The sequence below is a fragment of the Variovorax rhizosphaerae genome (genome assembly GCF_037889975.1).
GTDB classification, from domain to species: Bacteria; Pseudomonadota; Gammaproteobacteria; order Burkholderiales; family Burkholderiaceae_C; genus Variovorax; species Variovorax rhizosphaerae.
Genome location: NZ_JBBKZT010000012.1, coordinates 68,552 through 86,926, shown reverse-complemented (window position 1 = coordinate 86,926; position 18,375 = coordinate 68,552). Strand labels below are relative to the sequence as shown.

At 66.6% G+C, this 18,375-nt stretch carries 15 protein-coding genes; 8 read left to right on the top strand and 7 right to left on the bottom strand.

What is annotated here, in order from left to right:
- Nucleotides 1–7 precede the first annotated feature (7 nt).
- The gene (locus WKW82_RS24450) at nt 8–1,096 is read right to left on the bottom strand and encodes an ROK family protein (RefSeq protein ID WP_340344944.1); all 1,089 of its coding nucleotides are present in this window, start codon (nt 1,094–1,096) and stop codon (nt 8–10) included.
- A gap of 117 nt (nt 1,097–1,213) precedes the next feature.
- Here WKW82_RS24450 and WKW82_RS24445 point away from each other — a divergent pair, with 117 nt between their 5' ends.
- The 4 genes from WKW82_RS24445 (at nt 1,214) to WKW82_RS24430 (ending at nt 8,818) form a co-directional block, all read left to right on the top strand.
- Nucleotides 1,214–2,725, top strand: coding sequence for an ABC transporter permease/substrate-binding protein (locus WKW82_RS24445; protein ID WP_340344942.1), 1,512 nt, complete (start codon nt 1,214–1,216; stop codon nt 2,723–2,725).
- Between the two features lie 261 nt (nt 2,726–2,986).
- Nucleotides 2,987–5,512: a hypothetical protein gene (locus WKW82_RS24440; RefSeq protein WP_340344941.1), complete on the top strand. Its 2,526-nt coding sequence runs from the start codon at nt 2,987–2,989 to the stop codon at nt 5,510–5,512.
- A 19-nt stretch (nt 5,513–5,531) separates the two neighbouring features.
- A complete protein-coding gene (locus tag WKW82_RS24435) occupies nt 5,532–7,418 on the top strand; it encodes a GMC family oxidoreductase (protein WP_340344940.1) in 1,887 nt (628 codons plus the stop codon).
- A 95-nt stretch (nt 7,419–7,513) separates the two neighbouring features.
- Nucleotides 7,514–8,818 carry an MFS transporter gene (locus tag WKW82_RS24430; RefSeq protein WP_340344939.1) on the top strand — a complete coding sequence of 435 codons (1,305 nt, stop codon included), beginning with the start codon at nt 7,514–7,516 and terminating at the stop codon, nt 8,816–8,818.
- 103 nt (nt 8,819–8,921) lie between these two features.
- Here WKW82_RS24430 and WKW82_RS24425 read toward each other — a convergent pair whose 3' ends face one another.
- The 6 genes from WKW82_RS24425 to WKW82_RS24400 all read right to left on the bottom strand — a co-directional run bounded on the left by WKW82_RS24425 (nt 8,922) and on the right by WKW82_RS24400 (nt 14,894).
- Nucleotides 8,922–9,236: a hypothetical protein gene (locus WKW82_RS24425; protein ID WP_340344938.1), complete on the bottom strand. Its 315-nt coding sequence runs from the start codon at nt 9,234–9,236 to the stop codon at nt 8,922–8,924.
- 318 nt (nt 9,237–9,554) lie between these two features.
- Nucleotides 9,555–10,991: an aldehyde dehydrogenase family protein gene (locus tag WKW82_RS24420; RefSeq protein WP_340344937.1), complete on the bottom strand. Its 1,437-nt coding sequence runs from the start codon at nt 10,989–10,991 to the stop codon at nt 9,555–9,557.
- A gap of 151 nt (nt 10,992–11,142) precedes the next feature.
- On the bottom strand, nt 11,143–11,598 hold the full coding sequence (locus WKW82_RS24415) for a nuclear transport factor 2 family protein (RefSeq protein ID WP_340344936.1): 456 nt from the start codon (nt 11,596–11,598) through the stop codon (nt 11,143–11,145).
- A gap of 193 nt (nt 11,599–11,791) precedes the next feature.
- On the bottom strand, nt 11,792–12,709 hold the full coding sequence (gene kdgD, locus WKW82_RS24410; RefSeq protein WP_340344935.1) for a 5-dehydro-4-deoxyglucarate dehydratase: 918 nt from the start codon (nt 12,707–12,709) through the stop codon (nt 11,792–11,794).
- Nucleotides 12,710–12,962: 253 nt separating this feature from the next.
- Nucleotides 12,963–13,934 (bottom strand): Bug family tripartite tricarboxylate transporter substrate binding protein, encoded by a 972-nt coding sequence (locus WKW82_RS24405; protein ID WP_340344934.1) that lies wholly within the window; start codon nt 13,932–13,934, stop codon nt 12,963–12,965.
- Nucleotides 13,935–14,048: 114 nt separating this feature from the next.
- Nucleotides 14,049–14,894 (bottom strand): FadR/GntR family transcriptional regulator, encoded by an 846-nt coding sequence (locus tag WKW82_RS24400; protein WP_340344933.1) that lies wholly within the window; start codon nt 14,892–14,894, stop codon nt 14,049–14,051.
- A 53-nt stretch (nt 14,895–14,947) separates the two neighbouring features.
- Here WKW82_RS24400 and WKW82_RS24395 point away from each other — a divergent pair, with 53 nt between their 5' ends.
- The 4 genes from WKW82_RS24395 (at nt 14,948) to WKW82_RS24380 (ending at nt 18,375) form a co-directional block, all read left to right on the top strand.
- Complete coding sequence (locus WKW82_RS24395) at nt 14,948–15,769, top strand: NAD-dependent epimerase/dehydratase family protein (protein ID WP_340344932.1); 822 nt, start codon at nt 14,948–14,950, stop codon at nt 15,767–15,769.
- Between the two features lie 11 nt (nt 15,770–15,780).
- Nucleotides 15,781–16,677: an SMP-30/gluconolactonase/LRE family protein gene (locus tag WKW82_RS24390; RefSeq protein WP_340344931.1), complete on the top strand. Its 897-nt coding sequence runs from the start codon at nt 15,781–15,783 to the stop codon at nt 16,675–16,677.
- A gap of 40 nt (nt 16,678–16,717) precedes the next feature.
- Complete coding sequence (locus tag WKW82_RS24385; protein ID WP_340344930.1) at nt 16,718–17,695, top strand: TRAP transporter substrate-binding protein; 978 nt, start codon at nt 16,718–16,720, stop codon at nt 17,693–17,695.
- A gap of 191 nt (nt 17,696–17,886) precedes the next feature.
- Entirely contained in the window at nt 17,887–18,375 is a 489-nt protein-coding gene (locus tag WKW82_RS24380) for a TRAP transporter small permease (RefSeq protein ID WP_340344929.1), read from the top strand.

Below are 18,375 nucleotides of genomic sequence, written 5' to 3'. Positions count from 1 at the left end.
TGTAGTTTCAACCCACATGGCGGTTGCAAAAGCTCGCGTTGCCCAAGCCGGTGCCGATGGTCAGCACGCCCCAGCGTTCGACGTCCTGCATGAAAGGCAGCTCGCTCAGGCCCTGCACCACCGCATCGTTGTGCAGCATCACCGTGGTCGGGCGCCCGTCGATGACCGGGATCTTCTCCTGCACATGGCGCGGCAGATGAAAGGTCTCGCGCTCCCAATCGCCCGGCAGGTTCTGCGCGCCGCGCGCGATCGAGCCATCGCCGCGGATCAGGCCCGGGCAGCCGATGCCGATGAAAGGCGCCAGGCGCAGGCCCTTGCGCCGGGCCCGCCGCATGTTGCGCTCCAGCATCTCGACGATGCCGGCGAGCAGGTCCTTCTGCTTCGGGTCGTCGTCCGCATGGCGCCACTTGTCGAGCTTGATGACCTTCGCCTTCGACAGGTCGGCTGCCTTGCCCAGCCGCGGCTTGACGATGCCGCAACGCACATTGGTGCCGCCGATGTCGACGGCGAGGATGGCGTCGTAGTCCCTCAGCATCTCCGGCGGCGCCAGGTGCAGCCAGCCCAGGACGCCACCGTCATCGGGCTCATGGCGCAGGCGCGCGAGTTCGATCTTCCTGCCTTCGATGTGCAGCATCGCGGCCGCCTGCAGGATGGCCCGCTCGCCCACGTCGCTTTCGGGAAAGCCGCCGCCGATCACGATGCGCCGCACGCCCTTCCAGGTCTTCTGCCGCAGATGTCGCCGGATCACATGCGCCAGTTCCACCGCAAATTCCTCGATCGCGGCCTGCACGATGTCCGAGGCGGCGTCGTCGGTCTTGCTGTTCAACTTGCCGTCGATTTCCGCCTTGCTCAATTCAGCCGAGGGCTCATCGCCGAGCGGATCGTCGCCACGCCGCGAGACCCGCTTGCGCCACTTGTCGAGCAGTTCCCGGAACGCGGTCTGGCTGGCGTTGTCGCCAACGAAGCCATCGGCGTCGCGCAGCTCGAGGCTGTAGCTTTGCACCACCAGGGAAGGCAATTCGGTGGCGCCATGCGCTGGCACGGCAGCGGCGGGCGGTTGTGCTTCCGAAGCAGCGCGGCGTCTGGAATTTTTCATGGGTCTCGCACTGTGCACGCGGGGCGTACCGCAGCACCATCGGTGTGCCGCGCCGCACCGTGTAGGAAAGACGCCTGAAACGCGCTGAATCTATACACTGCCCCGATGCCGCACTGGATGTCGATCCGAACATGGCGCGCCGCCGCGCTGGCCTGGGGCCTGCTGTACCTTGCGCTGGCCGCACACGGGCAAGGCACGGACACGTTGCGCGTCGGCTCAAAGCGCTTCACCGAGTCGTACATCCTGGCCGAGGTCATCGCGCAGACCGCGGCGCCGCAACTGAAGCAACCGCCCGTGGTGCGGCAGGGCCTGGGCAACACGGCCATCGTCTACGAGGCGCTGCGCTCCGGCGGCATCGACCTGTATGCCGAATACACCGGCACCATCGCACTGGAGATCCTGCAGCACAGCGGCCCGATGACGCGCGACGAAATGAACACCGCGCTCGCTTCCAGGGGCCTGGGCGTCGCCGTGCCGCTGGGCTTCAACGATGGCTATGCGCTGGCCATGCGCGCCGCCGACGCCGACAAGCTCGGCATCCAATCCCTCAGCGACCTGGCGAGGCACCCGGAACTGAAGCTCGGCCTGTCCAATGAATTCATCGGCCGGGCCGACGGCTGGAAGGGCCTGTCGACGCGCTACGGCTTCACCCAGCAGCCCACGGGCCTGGACCATGGGCTGGCTTACGACGCCATCGCGGCCAGGCAGATCGACGTGATGGACATCTACACCACCGACGCCAAGATCGACCATCTCGGCCTGCGCGTGCTGCAGGACGACAAGCAGTACTTCCCCCGCTACGACGCGGTGCTTCTCTACAAGCGCGACCTGCCGCAGCGGCTGCCCCAGGCCTGGGCCGCATTGCAGAAGCTCGAAGGCCGCATCGACGAGCGCGCCATGATCGCCATGAATGCGCGGGCCGAGTTGCAGAGCGTGCCCTTCGACGTGATCGCCAGGGACTTCATCGCCGGCAGCGCGAAGGCCGGCGCGCAGGGTGCGCAGCGCGGCTGGATCGCCAAGCTGTTCGGCGACGACCTCGGGCGGCTGGCACGCCAGCATCTGCTGCTGGTGGCGGTGTCGGTCGGCTGCGCCATCCTGATCGCGGTGCCGCTGGGCGTGCTGGTGTTCCCGCATGCGCGCGTGCGCGCCGTGGTGCTGGGCGTTACCGGCCTGCTGCAGACGGTGCCCTCGCTGGCCCTGCTGGCCTTGCTGATCTCGTGGATGGGCGCCATCGGCACACTGCCGGCGCTGGTTGCGCTCACGCTCTATGCGCTGCTGCCGATCATGCGCAACACCGTCACCGGCCTGACCGAAGTGCCCGCCGGTTTGCGCCAGGCCGGCACCGCACTGGGCATGACGCATCCGCAGAGCATGCGTGTGGTGCTGCTGCCGCTGGCACTGCCGACCATCATCGCGGGCGTGCGCACCGCGACGACGATCGCCATCGGCACCGCGACGATTGCGGCCTTCATCGGCGCGGGCGGCTTCGGTGAGCGCATCGTGACGGGGCTCGCGCTGAACGACAGCGGCCTGCTGATCGCCGGCGCGCTGCCGGCGGCGGCGCTGGCGCTGCTGAGCGAGGTCGTATTCGAGGGCATCGAGTACTGGCTCGGGCGGCGAGAGGCCTGAACACCCGCGCGGCGCTGCCTGCCAGGCGGACCCTGTCAAGGCTTCATGCTGACGCCCGACTGCTCGATGCATGCATCGACGCAGGCCCCGCCGATGAATGGCGCAGCGCATCAACCAGCGACAAGCATCCACCGCGCCTTACCTCGTTTGCGTTACCGCGCATGGCGGATAGACGCACTCCAGGCGCGCGAACAAACTTTGCCGGCGATGCGATGGCGTTGTGCTTTTGCGCGTTGACTCGACCGTGCAGGAGGAGAGGCAATGGACAAGGATTGCCGGGCCACAGCGAGGCTGCTCCCGCTGGTGGTTTGCGCACTGTTCCTTGCCGGTTGCTCGAGGAACACGCCGGAACCCGGCACCGTGCTCGACGAGGCGCGGCTCGCGAACCGCGACGCCAGGTCCTTCCCGCATGCCGACGAGGACTATTTCAAGGAGGTGGACGGCGGCATCGCGCTCTCGCCAGAGGAGGTCAAGGGCCGCAACATGTGGTTGGTCTGGAGCGGCGGCAACGACCGCTTCTGGAACAAGATGACCGACGACACCTCCGGCGCCTTCGACCTGTTGAAGATCCTCGGTTCCCATCCCGCGCAGGGCTATTCGCGCGCCAACCGCTGGGAATACTTCGGCCTGGTGAACGAGCCCTGTTTCAACAAGGCCGCCGCCCCCGACCCGGCCCGGCGCGGCCTGTGGCTCGACGTGCGTGACAAGGGCTGCGCGCCCGACCCCTTCGAGAACGAGAGCAAGTACCCCGGCGTGGCCATCGGCGCTCGCGGCAAGCCGCTGGGCGACGGCACCACCTTGCCGATCGGCTCCTACTACGGCTACGCCACCGGCATCGCCGGCCTGCGGCTCTTTCCCAACCCGGACTTCGACGCCAAGGCCGCCAAGGCGTGGGACGCGGAGAAGTACTACACCGACCCCGACTACTACAACCGCGCGGACCTGGTGCGCCCCTACCGCGTCGGCATGTCCTGCGGCTTCTGCCACCTGGGGCCGAGCCCGGTGAAGCCACCGGTCGATCCCGACAATCCGAAGTGGGAGAACCTCAGTTCTTCCGTCGGCGCGCAGTACATGCGGGTGGATCGCCTCCTCGTCCACGACGCGAACAAGCCCGAAGGCCGCAGGAACTTCCTGTACCAGTTGGCGCACACCTTCCGGCCCGGCGCAATGGACACCTCGCTGGTCTCCACCGACGGCATCCACAACCCGCGCACGATGAACGCGGTGTATGACTTCCCCGCCCGCATGGACATGGCCAGGCGCCTCGGTCAGGAAAAGCTCGCCCACGGGGAGCGCGACAACAAGCAGTTCAATGACTTCCTCGACAACGGCCCGCTGACCGAGTTCTATTCGAAGGCCGACCAGACCGTGAAGACCCCCCTCCTGCTCAAGGACGGCGCGGACTCCGTGGGCCTGCTCGGCTCGCTGAACCGCATGTACCTGAACATCGGCGTGTTCAGCGAGGAGTGGTTGCTGCACTTCAACGAGGGGGTCGGCGGCAAGGTCATCACCCCGATCCGGATCGCCGACGCCCGGAAGAACTCCAGCTACTGGCAGGCGACCGAACTCGGCACGCCCCTCACGGCCCTGTTCCTGCTGAAAGCCGCCCGTCCCGACCATTTGCGGGATGCACCCGGCGGCAACCAGTACCTCGGCACCGATGCGGCCACGCTCGACAAGGGCAAGGTCGCCTTTGCCAACACCTGTGCGCGTTGCCACTCCAGCAAGGCGCCACCGCTGGAAGTGGACCTCCCGCCCGCCGAGTGCACCGGCCCCGGCTACCTCGACTGCTTCAAGAAGTACTGGGCCTGGACGCAGAGCGAGGACTACAAGGCCAAGATGCGCACCATCGTGCAGGCGCCGGACTTCCTCGAGAACAACTATCTCTCGACCGAGGCGCGCATCCCGGCCACGCTGCTGCGCACCAACATCTGCAGTCCGCTCGCAACGAATGCGCTGGACGGCAACATCTGGGACAACTTCTCGTCGAGCACCTACAAGTCGCTGCCCTCCATCGGCACCGTCACCGTCGCCGACCCTTTCACCGGCGACCCGCGGACCTACGTGATGCCGGCCGGCGGACGCGGCTACACCCGCGTGCCCTCGCTCATCGGCCTCTGGTCGACCGCGCCCTTCCTGCTCAACAACACGGTCGGCCCCTTCGACGGCAACCCCTCGGTGGCGGCACGCATGAAAGTCTTCGACGCGTCCATCGAGCAGATGCTGTGGCCCGAGAAGCGCGAGCGCGATCCGGTGCTCGGCAACAAGGTCGACGGCCTGATCGACCGCACCACCGAGCGCAGCAGTCTGTCGATCCCGGCTGCCTTCGTGCCCGAGTCCCTGCGGCCGCTGCAGTCCTGGCCGCACCGCTGGCTGCCGTGGCTGGTGCCTGGCGAGGGCGAAGTGAACCTCGGCCCCATTCCCAAGGGCACGCCGATCAACCTGCTGGCCAACCTGCGCCTGCGGGCCGAGCTCGCCGGTTCGACCCGCAAGGCCGAGCACGCCGCCAAGCTCCGCAAGCTCGCGGTCAAGGTCAGGGGTGAACTGCGCACGGCGCCGGCCAACGCCACCGACGAGCAGCTGCGCAGCCACTTCTCGGCCCTGCGCGGATCCCTGCTGGAACTCAGCAAATGCCCCGATTTCGTGGTCAACCGCGGCCACTATTTCGGCACGGCCGAATTCAACAACCAGGCCGGCCTGAGTGGGGATGAACGCTCCTTCGGCGAAGAGCCGGTCTTGAGTGACGACGACAAGCGGGCACTGATCGCGTTCCTCAAGACCTTCTGACACCGGCTGCCCACCGCACATGACCGACGATCAAGCCTCCGAATGGGACTACGTGATCGTCGGCACCGGTGCGGGCGGCGGCGTGCTGGCGGCGCGATTGGCCGAGTCGGGCATGCGGGTGTTCGTGCTCGAAGCCGGCGGTGACCCGCGCGCCGAAGCCGAGCGCCTGCCCGACGACTACGACGTGCCGGCCTTCCATGCCTTCGCCTGCGAGAACCCCGCGCTGGCCTGGAACTTCCATGTGAGGCACTACGAGGACGAGCAACGCCAGGCACGCGATCCCAAGTACCGCGCCGGCCGGGGCGTGCTGTATCCGCGCGCCGCGGCGCTGGGCGGCTGCACCGTGCACGGCGCGATGATCTACATGCCGCCGCACGATTCCGACTGGGACGAGATCGCGCGAATCACCGGCGATGTGTCCTGGCAGGCCTCGCGCATGCGGCGCTATGCCCAGCGCATCGAGAACTGCCGGCACCGCCCGGTGTGGCGCGCCATCCGCCACCTTGGTATCGACCCGACCGGCCACGGCTGGGGTGGCTGGCTGCGCACCGAGAAGGCGATGCCGCTGTCGGTGCTGCATGACGACGGCCTGATGCGCGCCCTGCGCGACACCAACGGCACCCTCACCCGCAACCTGCCGGCACCGCTCGCGAGCGCATGGCACTGGATGCGCGGCGGCTGGGGCGACCCGAATTCACGCCGCGCCTCCGGCGACAGCTTCGAAGGCCTCTGCTACACGCCGCTGGCGACCGCGCGCCATCGCCGCTACGGCGTGCGGGAGCGCCTGCGCGACGTGGCCCGGCGCCATCCCGACAACATCCATGTCGAGTTGCACGCGCTGGCCACGCGCGTGCTGTTCGACGCCCAGGGCGGCGCCATCGGCATCGAATACCGCAAGGGCGCGCGCCTCTACCGCGCCCACGCGGAGCCAAGCGATTCGCCGGGCGAAGTGCGGCAGGTGTTCGCGCGGCGCGAGGTCATCCTCTGCGGCGGCGCGTTCAACTCGCCGCAACTGCTGATGCTCTCGGGCATCGGCCCGACGGAAGATCTGCAGGCACACGGCATCGACACGCGCGTGGACCTGCAAGGCGTCGGCCGCAACCTGCAGGACCGTTACGAGGTCACGGTGACGCACGAGACCCGCCAGCCTTGGCAGGTGCTCGACGGCGCGCGCTGGACCAAGGACGATCCGCTGTGGCAGCGCTGGAAGTCATCGGGCGACGGCATGTACGGCTCCAACGGCGCGGCCATCGGCGTGGTGACCCGCAGCGACCGCGCGGGCAATGAGCCAGACATCTTCTGCATGGCCCTGCCGGCCCGCTTCGAGGGCTACTTTCCGCAGTTCTCCGACCTCATCCGCGACGAGCCGGACCGCCTCACCTGGGCCATCTTGAAGGCGCACACGCGCAATCGCGCCGGCCGCGTGCGGCTGCGCTCGGCCAACCCGCTCGACACGCCGACGGTGAACTTCCACTACTTCGACGAAGGCGACGAGGACGATGCCGACGACGACCTCAGCGCGGTGGTGCAGGCGATCCGCTCGGTGCGCGAGTTGACCGCGCCGCTGCATGCAAGCGGCTTCGTCACAAAGGAGTGCCTGCCCGGCGCCGACTGCGACAGCGACGGGGCACTCGCGCAATACGTGCGTGACACCGCATGGGGCCACCACGCCTCCTGCTCCTGCCCCATCGGCGAGCGCGAGCATGGCGGCGTACTCGACAGCACGCTGGCGGTGCATGGCGTGTCCCGGCTGCGCGTGGTGGACGCCTCGGCCTTTCCCAGGATCCCTGGCTTCTTCATCGCGGCAGCCGTCTACATGCTGGCCGAGAAAGCAGCCGACATGCTGCTGGCCACGGCAACGCAGGCACCTCTTTCGACATTCTGGCCGGCCAAGGCCATCGGCTGAAGCTGCGCGGCTGCCCGCAGGATTGCACGCCGCGTTGTGCCAGCGCCCGGCGTGCGCCAGAATTCCGGCTTGGCGTCCGAGGGAGGAACATGGGCATGCACCAGCAGGGATCGGGCCGCTTCGAGGTGGGCGGGAAAAGAGCATCCTATGTACTGTTCATCTGCGCGATGCTCCATGCGATGTGCAGCGCAGACTGGCAGATCCTGGCCGTGCTGATCGAGCCGATGCGGCGAGACATGGGCCTGAACGACACGCAGGTGGGCCTCGTCAGCTCGGTCTACTTCCTTGGCGTCATCCTGTTCGTGATACCGCTGTCCTACCTTGTCGACGTGTGGAGTCGCAAGAACATGCTGGGCCTGATGGCCATCTTCTGGAGTACCTGCACCATGCTCACCGGCGCGGCCAGCGGCTTTGTATTCCTGCTGGTGGCGCGCTTGGGCGTGGGCATCGGCGAGGCGGGATTCGGTCCCGGCAGCACGGCGCTCGTTTCCGCCTCCTATCCCGAGGATCGGCGCGCAAGAAAGCTTGGCATCCTGAACGCATTCATCACCGTGGGTGTTGTCCTGGGCCTGGCCATCGGCGGCTACGTCTCGACGCACTACGGCTGGCGCACGTCGTTCCAGGTGCTGGGCATCGCGGGCATCGGGCTCGGCATCCTCGCCTTCTTCATGCAGGACTACAGCCTCCAGAAAGAAGACGGCCGCTTCGTGCACGGCAGCCTGCTTGCGAACCTCCGTGAGTTGGCTGGAATCAGGACGCTGCGCTGGCTCTGCGTCGGGCTGGGGATGAACGCGGTGATGCAGGTTTCGGTAAGCACCTGGCTTCCCGCGCTGCTCATGCGTGCCTACGACATCCACGAAGACAAGGCAGGCTACCTGGTGGGCGCCTTCACCATCGTCGGCCTGGTCGGCCCGATCCTCGGCGGCATTGCCGCGGACCGGTGGCAGCGCCGGTGCGCGGGTGGTCGCATGCGGCTGGCGGCGGTTGCCGCGGGCATGGCAGCAGTGTTCCTCTGGTTGTCGTTGGCGGCGGGCCTCGATCTGCACAACCGGGCGCTGATGTATTTTTCCGTGGCCATGATGTCCTTGCACAGCATCTGCGTCGGCATGGCCTTTCCGGCCGCGGCGGCCACCGTGCAGGACATGGTCCCCGCACGGTCCAGGAGCCTGGCGTGGGGCGCCTCGATCGCCGCACTCTTCCTGCTGGGTGGCGCCTGGGGCCCGCTGCTCGTCGGGACGCTGTCCGACGAAATGGGCAGCGACTACCTGGGCATCGGCGCCGGACTGGCAGCGACCGGCATCTTCGGCCTGCTGGCCAGCGGCATCTGGTGGATCACTGCGCGGCACATGCGGGCCGACAGTGCCACCGTCCAGGCCGATGCCGCACCCGCCCTGCCCTGACAGCTTGACCTCATCTCGACGCGGTCAACCCATGGTCGAGGGAGGCGGCAGCGTGGCGACCGCGCAGGCCCCTGCAGCGTTCGACCGTTTGCACCGAACAAGCTCAGAACACGGCTGGCGAGTTGGCAAAAGCCGAGCGCGCACGTGGCGCCGCGGCCGCGGGAACGAACTTCCCATCGATCTGCAATGACTTCAACCCGGGGAAGGTGTCACGCAGGGCTTGCACATTCGCAACGCGCTTGTACGACCAGGGACTCGTCCCCCCGTCGCTGCGCTGCTGCTGGTGCAGCTCGACCATGAAGGGCTTCGCCATCGATGACGGCAGCTCGGCGTGCGCATCCGGCATGGCCACCCACAGGAGCAAAGCGGCGGCAAAGGCCTGCATCGTGCAGACAGGAAGATTGATCTGGGAAAACATCGCGAGGACTCCTGGGCGCGAGTGAAGCCTCGCAATGCAGGAATTGTGTTTTCCGCGCCCTCTTTCGGCGAGGAACAAAGGCACGGCCCGCCTCGCAGCAGACCGTGCCTTCGTTGGATCGGCGCTTTCCCGGCGCCGATGCGGAAGCGTCTTACGGAGACTCCGGTCAAGTCCGCCGCGAGGACGCGCGCCTCGGCGCGGGATGGGATGCAAGGCGCAAATCCTCGCCATGGCCAAAGCTGTGGCGAGGATTTGCAACGCCGCAGACCGCCCGCGCAGAGGGATGCGCGGTCCGCGGAAGGCTTGACCGGAGTCTCCTCAGGCCAGCGTGTAGGCCGTCTTCACCGTGGTGAAGAATTCCTGCGCGTACTTGCCCTGTTCACGCGGGCCGTAGCTCGAACCCTTGCGGCCACCGAAGGGCACGTGATAGTCCACGCCCGCCGTCGGCAGGTTGACCATCACCATGCCGGCCTGGCTGTGGCGCTTGAAGTGCGTGGCGTACTTCAGGCTCGTGGTGGCGATGCCGGCTGACAGGCCGAACTCCGTGTCGTTGGCCGTGGCCAGTGCTTCCTCGTAGTTCTTCACGCGGATGACACTCGCCACCGGGCCGAAGATCTCTTCCTTGTTGATGCGCATCGAGGCGATCGATTCGCTGAACAGCGCGGGCGACATGTAGTAGCCCTCGGTGCCCAGCTTCAGGCGTTCACCGCCCGCGGCCAGCGTGGCGCCCTCGCCCTTTCCGATGGCGATGTATTCCAAGTCCTGGTCCAGCTGCGACTGGCTCGACACCGGCCCGATGTCGGTGCCGGCGGCGAGCGCGTCGCCGACTTTGATCTTCGCCATGCGTTCCTGCATCGCGGCGATGAACTTGGGGTAGATGCCTTCGGTGACGATCAGGCGGCTGGATGCGGTGCAGCGCTGGCCGGTCGAATAGAAGGCGCTCTGCACGCTGAGTTCGACGGCCTGGTTCAAGTCGGCGTCGTCGAGGATGACTTGCGGGTTCTTGCCGCCCATCTCCAGTTGCACCTTCTTGTGGTTGGTCACGCACTGGATCGCGATGTTGCGGCCCACGCCGACCGAGCCGGTGAAGCTGATCGCATGGATGCCGGGGTGGTTCACCAGCGCATTGCCGATGACGCTGCCGCGGCCCATCACCAGGTTGAACACGCCGGCCGGAATGCCCGAGCGGCTGATGATCTCGGCCAGCGCCCAGGAGGAGCCCGGCACCAGGTCGGCCGGCTTCAGCACCACGCAATTGCCAAAGGCCAGGGCCGGCGCGATCTTCCATGCGGGAATCGCGATCGGGAAGTTCCACGGCGTGATCAGGCCGACGACGCCGACCGGCTCGCGCGTGATCTCCACGCCGATGTTCGGCCGCACCGAAGGCAGCGTCTCGCCCGACAAGCGCAGGCATTCACCCGCGAAGAACTTGAAGATCTGGCCGGCGCGCGTGGCCTCGCCGATGCCTTCGGCCTTGGTCTTGCCCTCTTCGCGCGAGAGCAGCGTGCCGAGTTCCTCGCGGCGCGCGAGGATCTCGGTGCCGATCTTGTCGAGTGCATCGCTGCGCGCCTGGATGCTGCCCGTGGCCCAGGCCGGGAAGGCGGCGGTGGCAGCGGCCACGGCGGCTTCGACGTGAGAGGCATCGCCCTGCGTGTACTCGGCGATGGTGTCGCCCAGGTTCGACGGGTTCAGGTTCGGGCTGTAGGCATTGCCTCGGGTCCACTGGCCGCCAATGAGGTTGTCGTGTTGTTGCATGTGTGCGTGTCCTTGTTGTGGAAAACGGGAAGGCCGAAGCGTATGCCGCGTCGGCCCTGGTGACCTGTGTCAGCCCATTCGCAAGTGCCTCGCGAACCTTGAGTCGCGAATCGGCTCCTGCAGGCCAGGTGTCATGACGATCGAAGAGCGTTCACGGTGCCGGTGGGCGCACAGCCTGCCGGGCCAGCAGCTTCCAATCGCTGCCCTGCTTCTGCCAGACGCCGAGGATCTTGATGCTGACCTTGCCCGGCTTGCCGGCGTCGAGGGTGTCGGCGGTGAGCGTGTGCCGCACGATCGCGACGTTGCCGACGATCTTGATGGTCTGGTCGGTGATCGCGATGCTGACGAAGTCCGAGGCCTTGCTCATCAGATCGGCGACGAAGGTGGTCTTGCTGTCGACCTTTCCGCCCGAATGGCCGTAGCTGAGGTCGTCGGCCAGCAGTGGGTTGAGCGCGTCGGGCGTCGGGTCGATCATGCCCACGCGCAGCTTCTCGGCTGCGGCCGCCACGGCCTGCGCATCGTTCGGCGAGGCACTCCCGCCGGACATGCCGGCGCAACCAGCGAGGGCCAGGGTGGCGGCGGCGATGAGGATCAGTTTCTTCAGCATCTCGAGTCTCCTTCGGTTGTTGTCAATTCTTCGCGGATCTCTTCGTATGGGACGCCACAGGGCCAGTGGTGCCGGGCCGCGGATGTTGCCCCGGGGCAAAGGTGGCCTGCACAGCGCAAGGCCAACCTGGGGGAGCAACATCCTGCGACGCCGGCATGGCCGGGTCCGCAGCGCCGGGCTGCCGCCGGACTGCTTACAGGCCTTGCGGACCGACCTTGTCGATCAGAACCTTCAGCATCTCCATCTCATCAGCCTTCAGGTCGGTCAGCGGCGTGCGCACCGGGCCTGCATCGTGGCCGACGATCTTGGCGCCGGCCTTGATGATGCTGACCGCGTAGCCCTGCGTGCGATTGCGCAGGTCGAGGTACGGCATGAAGAAGTCCTTCAGCAGGCGGTGCTGCGTGGCCATGTCGTCGTTGGCTACCGCGTGGTAGAAGTCCATCGCCGTCTTCGGGATGAAGTTGAAGACAGCCGACGAATACACCGGCGTGCCCATCGCCTTGTAGGCGGCGGCGTAGACCTCGGCGGTGGGCAGGCCACCCAGGTAGGCGAAGCGATCGCCCATGCGCTGGTAGATCGCGACCATCGTCTCGATGTCGCCGATGCCGTCCTTGAAGCCGACCAGGTTCGGGTTGCGTTCGGCCAGCTTCGCCAGCGTCTCGGGCTTGAAGCGCGTCGAGCCGCGGTTGTAGATGATCACGCCGAAGTTCACGCTCTTGCACACGGCTTCCACGTGCGCGGCCAGGCCTTCCTGGCCGGCTTCGGTGAGGTAGTGAGGCAGCAGCAGGATGCCGTGTGCGCCGGCCTTCTCGGCGGCTTGGGCGCATTCGATGGCAAAGCGCGTCGGGCCGCCGGCGCCGGCGATGATCGGCACCACACCCTTGCAGGTGTCCACGGCCGTCTTGATGATCCCGGGATATTCCGCGCCGGTCAGCGAGAAGAACTCGCCGGTGCCGCCCGCTGCGAACAATGCGCTCGCACCATAGGGCGCCAGCCATTCGAGGCGCTTTTCATAGCTTTGCTTGTTGAAGTCGCCGTTCGCGTCGAAGTCGGTCAACGGGAACGAGAGCAGGCCGGAGCCCATGATTGTCTTGAGTTCTTGCGGGTTCATTGTTGAGAGCGTTCAGTGGTGGTGTTGACAGGAAAAGGGTTGGAAGAAGTTGGCGAAAGATTCCGTAGCGAGGGCGCCGAGGTTGGGTCGCGGAGCGCAGCCGCACTCCCGTGCGGCGACAGCGCAGTTGCGGCAGAGGCTGACAATTGCGCGAAGCGCTTGTCATGCCGGAGCCAACACCGCAGGCCCGAGATCGTTGGCCGCAGCAGGAAGATTCGCGACTTCTCGCAGCAGGAAGATTCGCGGCTTCGGCTCAGTCCAGCTTGATGTCGGCTTCTTTCACGACCTTGGCCCAGCGCGCGCGTTCCTTGTTGAAGAACGCTTCTTCTTCGGCGGGAGCCATCGTCACGACCTCCGCGCCCTGCGCAGCCAGGCGCGAGCGGATGTCGGCGGAGCGGATGATCGTGATCAGTTCCTTGTTCAGGCGCTGGATGATCGCGTCCGGCGTGCCCTTGGCGACGCGAACGCCTTGCCAGGTGCCGGTCTCGTATCCGGGCACGCCCTGCTCGGCGATGGTGGGCACGTCGCCCAGCAGCGGCATGCGCGTGGCCTTCGACACGCCCAGCACCTTGAGCTTGCCGCCCTGCACTTGCGGCAGCGTAGCGAGCATGCCGTTCATGAGGATCTGGGTCTGGCCGGCGACGGTGTCCTGGATCGCCTGCACGCCGCCCTTGTAGGGCACGTAGGTCCACTTGGCGCCGACGGCCCGCTGCAGCGCAACACCCGCCAGGTGCGGCGCGCTGCCGGTCGCGGTCACGGCAAAGTTCATGTCGCTGCTCTTCGACAACGCGACCAGTTCCTTCAGGTTATTGGCCTTCACCGACGGATGCACGACCAGCAGGTGCGGCGAGTACGCCAGCATGGTCACGCCGCGCAAGTCAGTCGACGGGTCGAAGGACAGCTTGAAGACCGACGGGCTGATCGCCAGCGCGCCCACGTCGCACAGCAGGATCGTGTAGCCGTCGGGCGTGGACTTGGCGACGAAGTCGGCGCCGAGGTTGCCGTTCGCGCCGGCCTTGTTCTCGACGATCACTGGCTGGCCCAGCGCCACCGACAGCGGCTGGCTGATGGCGCGCGCAATGATGTCCGACGAGCCACCCGCCGGGTACGGCACGACGATCTTGATGGGCTTGGTGGGCTGCCAGGCCGGCGTCTGCGCCAGGGCCGCGAACGGTACTGCGGCCAGGAGGCCAGCGGCAAGAAGGGTGCGACGGGAAGTGTTCATGAATGTCTCCTTGAAAGTGAGTCCAAACGCCGGTGGATTTCAGCGTGATCCTACGTTGTCAGTCATCGTACAACTAAAAATACAACCCGTCTAGCGGGTTGCCCCAAAAATTATTCAGGCTTCTGCGGGAGGCACGGCCGGCGCGGCGGCCTTCTGCGCCTCTTCCTGCGCGACGCGCAGGCGCTCGCGGCTGTTGGTCAGGTGGATGCGCATGGCGGCCCGGGCCGACTCGGGGTCGCGCCGCGCGATGGCGGCGTAGATCTCTTCGTGCTCGCGATTGACCCGGCTCAGGTAGGCGCCGCCGCGGTCGATGTTGCGGATCGCGCTGATGCGGGTGCGCGGAATGATCGTGGTGCCCAGGTGGCTCATGATGTCCGCGAAGTACGGGTTGCCCGTGGCCTGCGCGATCTGCAGGTGGAAGCGGAAATCGGGCGACACCGTGTCGCCGGCCGTGGCCACGTTGCGCTGGAAGTCTTCCAGCGCCTGCCGCATGGCGACGAGCTGTTCTTCGGTGTGGCGGCTCGCGGCCAGGCCGGCGGACTCGGTTTCCAGGCTGATGCGCAGTTCGAGCACCGCCAGCACGTCGACCGAGGCGGCGATCTCGCCCGGGTCGAGCCGGAACACCCCACCCGCCCGCGGCTGCAGCACGAAGGTGCCCACGCCATGGTGCGTCTCGACCAGCCCCGCCGCCTGCAGCTTGGACAGTGCCTCCCGCACCACGGTGCGGCTCACGCTGTAGGCCTGCATGATTTCGGATTCGGTCGGCAGCTTGTCGCCGGGGCGCAGCACCTGGTTGCGGATCTTGTCGCCCAGGTCCTCGACCAGGCCATGCGCCAGCCCGCGCGCGCGCCGCCGCGGCTGCCCGACGAATTCGGTGGCGGCAACAGCAACTGGGGCCTCCTGCGGCGCTGTCGCAGGAGGCTCATTGACTAGGTAATTACCCGTAACACTGACGACCATGCAACGATCATAATCCGCCACTCGTTGTACGACAACAGTTAAGTTACATCCCTATGCCGAATTCTCCGACCCCGAACAAGCTCCACCGAATCCTCCTGACCGGCGCTGCCGGCGGACTCGGCAAGGTGCTGCGCGAGCGCCTGCAACCGTACGCGGACGTGCTGCGCCTCTCGGACATCGCCGGCATGGCACCCGCCGCCGGCCCGCACGAGGAAGTGGTGCCCTGCGACCTCTCGGACAAACAGGCGGTCGACGCGCTGCTGGCCGGTTGCGACGCCATCGTCCACCTGGGCGGCGTGTCGGTCGAACGGCCGTTCGAGGAAATCCTCGAAGCCAACATCCGCGGCATCTTCAACGTCTACGAAGCCGCCCGTCGCCACGGCGTCAAGCGCGTGGTGTTCGCCAGTTCCAACCACGTCATCGGCTTTTACAAGCAGGACGAGCACATCGACGCCCATGCCAAGCGTCGGCCCGACGGCTACTACGGCCTGTCGAAATCCTTCGGCGAAGACATGGCGCAGTTCTACTTCGACCGCTACGGCATCGAGACGGTCAGCATCCGCATCGGCTCGTCCTTTCCCGAGCCGCTCAACCGCCGGATGATGAGTTCCTGGCTCAGCTACCGCGACCTGACGACGCTGATCGAGAAGTGCCTCTTTACCCCAGACGTGAAGCACACCGTCGTCTACGGCATGTCCGACAACAAGGTCGTGTGGTGGGACAACGGCGCCGCTGCGCACTTGGGCTTTGTGCCGCAGGACAGCTCGGAACCGTTCCGCGACAAGGTCGAGGCGCAACCGCCGGTCGCGCCGACCGACCCGAACGCCATCTACCAGGGCGGCGCGTTCACGGCGCAAGGCCCGTTCGGCGATTGAGCAGGCAGTCGATGCAAGCAGAACTCGTCCTCGACGCCCGCAACGGCACCGGTGAAAGCCCGGTGTGGCGCGCCGGCGAACAGGCGCTCTATTGGGTCGATATTCCGGCGAGGCAACTTCACCGCATCGACGAGGCTGGCACGCACACGACGTGGACCGGCGACGAAATGCTGGCCTGCATCGCCCCTCGCAAGGGCCATCCGGGCCAGTGGATCGCCGGCATGGAAAGCGGCATCTTCGCCATCGCCACGCGCGACGACGGCACGCTGGCCGCCTCGTCGATCGCCGGCGTGGCGCACGCGCAGCACGGCATGCGTTTCAACGACGGCCGCTGCGACCGCCATGGCCGCTTCTGGGCCGGCACCATGCTGATGGACATGGCCGCGGCGCGCGATGTCGGCCGCGTCTACCGCTACCAGCGCGACGTCAACGCCGAAGTTGCGCTGCGCCTGCAGCTCGACCACCTGATCGTGCCCAACGGCATGGCCTTCAGCCCCGACGGCAAGACCATGTACCTGTCGGACTCGCACCCCAACGTGCAGGCCATCTGGGCCTTCGACTACGACACCGCCAGCGGCACGCCGCACAACCAGCGCCTGTTCGTCGACATGAAGCCCCTGCCCGGCCGCCCCGATGGCGCCGCCGTCGACGTCGACGGCTGCTACTGGATCTGCGGCAACGATGCCGGCCTGGTGCACCGCTTCACGCCCGAGGGCAAGTTGGACCGCTCCCTCGCCGTGCCCGCCAAGAAGCCCGCGATGTGCGCCTTTGGCGGCGCGCAGCTCGACACCCTCTACGTCACCTCGATCCGCCCCGGCGGCGACCTGAGCGACCAACCCCTGGCCGGCGGCCTCTTCGCACTGCGCCCCGGCGTGCGAGGCCTGCCCGAGCCCGAATGCGTTTTTTGACCCTGATAGTTTTTGATACCACCAACCCGAGGACGACAACATGAAATTGAAGCAATCCCTGATCGCCCTGGCTGTCGGCGTATTCGCCGCACTGGCCGGCGTTTCCGCGCAAGCCACGGAGTTCCGCTCGGCCGACATCCATCCCGATGACTACCCGACCGTCACCGCGGTGAAGTTCATGAGCGAGCGGCTCAAGGCGCTGTCCGGTGGCAAGCACACCATCAAGGTCTTCAACAACAGCGCGCTGGGCCAGGAGAAGGACACCATCGAGCAGACCAAGATCGGCGCCCTGCAGATGGTGCGCGTGAACATCGCGCCGATGAACAACATCTGCCCCGAGACGCAAGTCCCGACGATGCCCTTCCTGTTCCGCTCGGTCGACCACCTGCACAAGGTGCTGGACGGCCCGATCGGCGAGGAAATCCTGAAGTCCTGCGAGAAGCAAGGCTTCGTCGGCCTGGCCTACTACGACAGCGGCGCACGCTCGATGTTCACGGCCAAGAAGCCGGTCAAGAGCTTTGCCGACATGAAGGGCCTGAAGGTCCGCGTGCAGCAGTCCGACCTGTGGGTGTCGATGATCGAAGCCATGGGCGCCAACGCCACGCCGATGCCGATGGGTGAGGTCTACACCGGCCTGAAGACCGGCCTGATCGACGCCGCCGAGAACAACTACCCCACCTATGAAAGCGCACGCGCCTTCGAAGTGGCCAAGTACTACTCGAAGACCGAACACTCGATGGCCCCCGAGATGCTGCTGTTCTCCAAGCGCGCATGGGACAAGCTCTCGCCGGAGGAGCAAGGCTGGCTGCGCCAGGCCGCCAAGGAATCGGTGCCCTACATGCGCAAGCAGTGGGAAGAACGTGAAGTCAAGTCGCTCGCCACCGTCAAGGCCGGCGGCGCCGAGATCATCGAGATCGACAAGGCCCCGTTCCAGGCGGCGATGAAGCCGGTGTACGACAAGTTCATCGTCGACGCCAAGCTCAAGGACCTCGTCAAGCGCGTCCAGGACACGAAGTAACCTGACCCTGCGCCTTCCCGCCCTGGCCTGAGGATTGCGGCTCCTGTCCCACAAGCGTGGGACAGGACCATCCGAAGCGCCGCAGCCCCTGGCTGCGGGCCCGGCGGCCGGGACGGAGACACGCAAGCGCCTCAACGACGCGATGCCCCACCCTACCCTCTCCCAGCGCGGGAGGGAAAAGAGAAAAAACCATGTACACCAAACTCTGCCGCACGCTCGCGCGTGCCTGCATGTGGCTCGGCATCTTCGGTCTCGTCGCAGTGATCTGCGCCGTGAGCTGGCAGGTCTTCGGCCGCTACGTCCTCAACAACACGCCCACCTGGGCCGAAAGCCTGGCCCTGCTGCTGGTGCTCTACGTCACGATGTTCGGCGTGGCCGTCGGCGTGCGTGACGCGGGCCACATCGGCCTCGAATCCTTCCTGGTCCTCGCGCCCGACTGGCTGCGCCTGAAGATGGAATACCTCATCCATGCGCTGATCCTGCTGTTCGGCGTCGCGATGGCCATGGGCTGCGGCGAACTGGCGATCTCCGTCTGGGACTACCGCCTGCCCACGCTGTGGATCTCGGAGGGCTGGAAATACGTGCCCGCCACGATCGCCGGCGTCCTCATCGTGATGTTCTCGATCGAACACATCATCGCCCTGGCCAAAGGCCAAGAAGTCGAACCTGCCTGGGGCTGA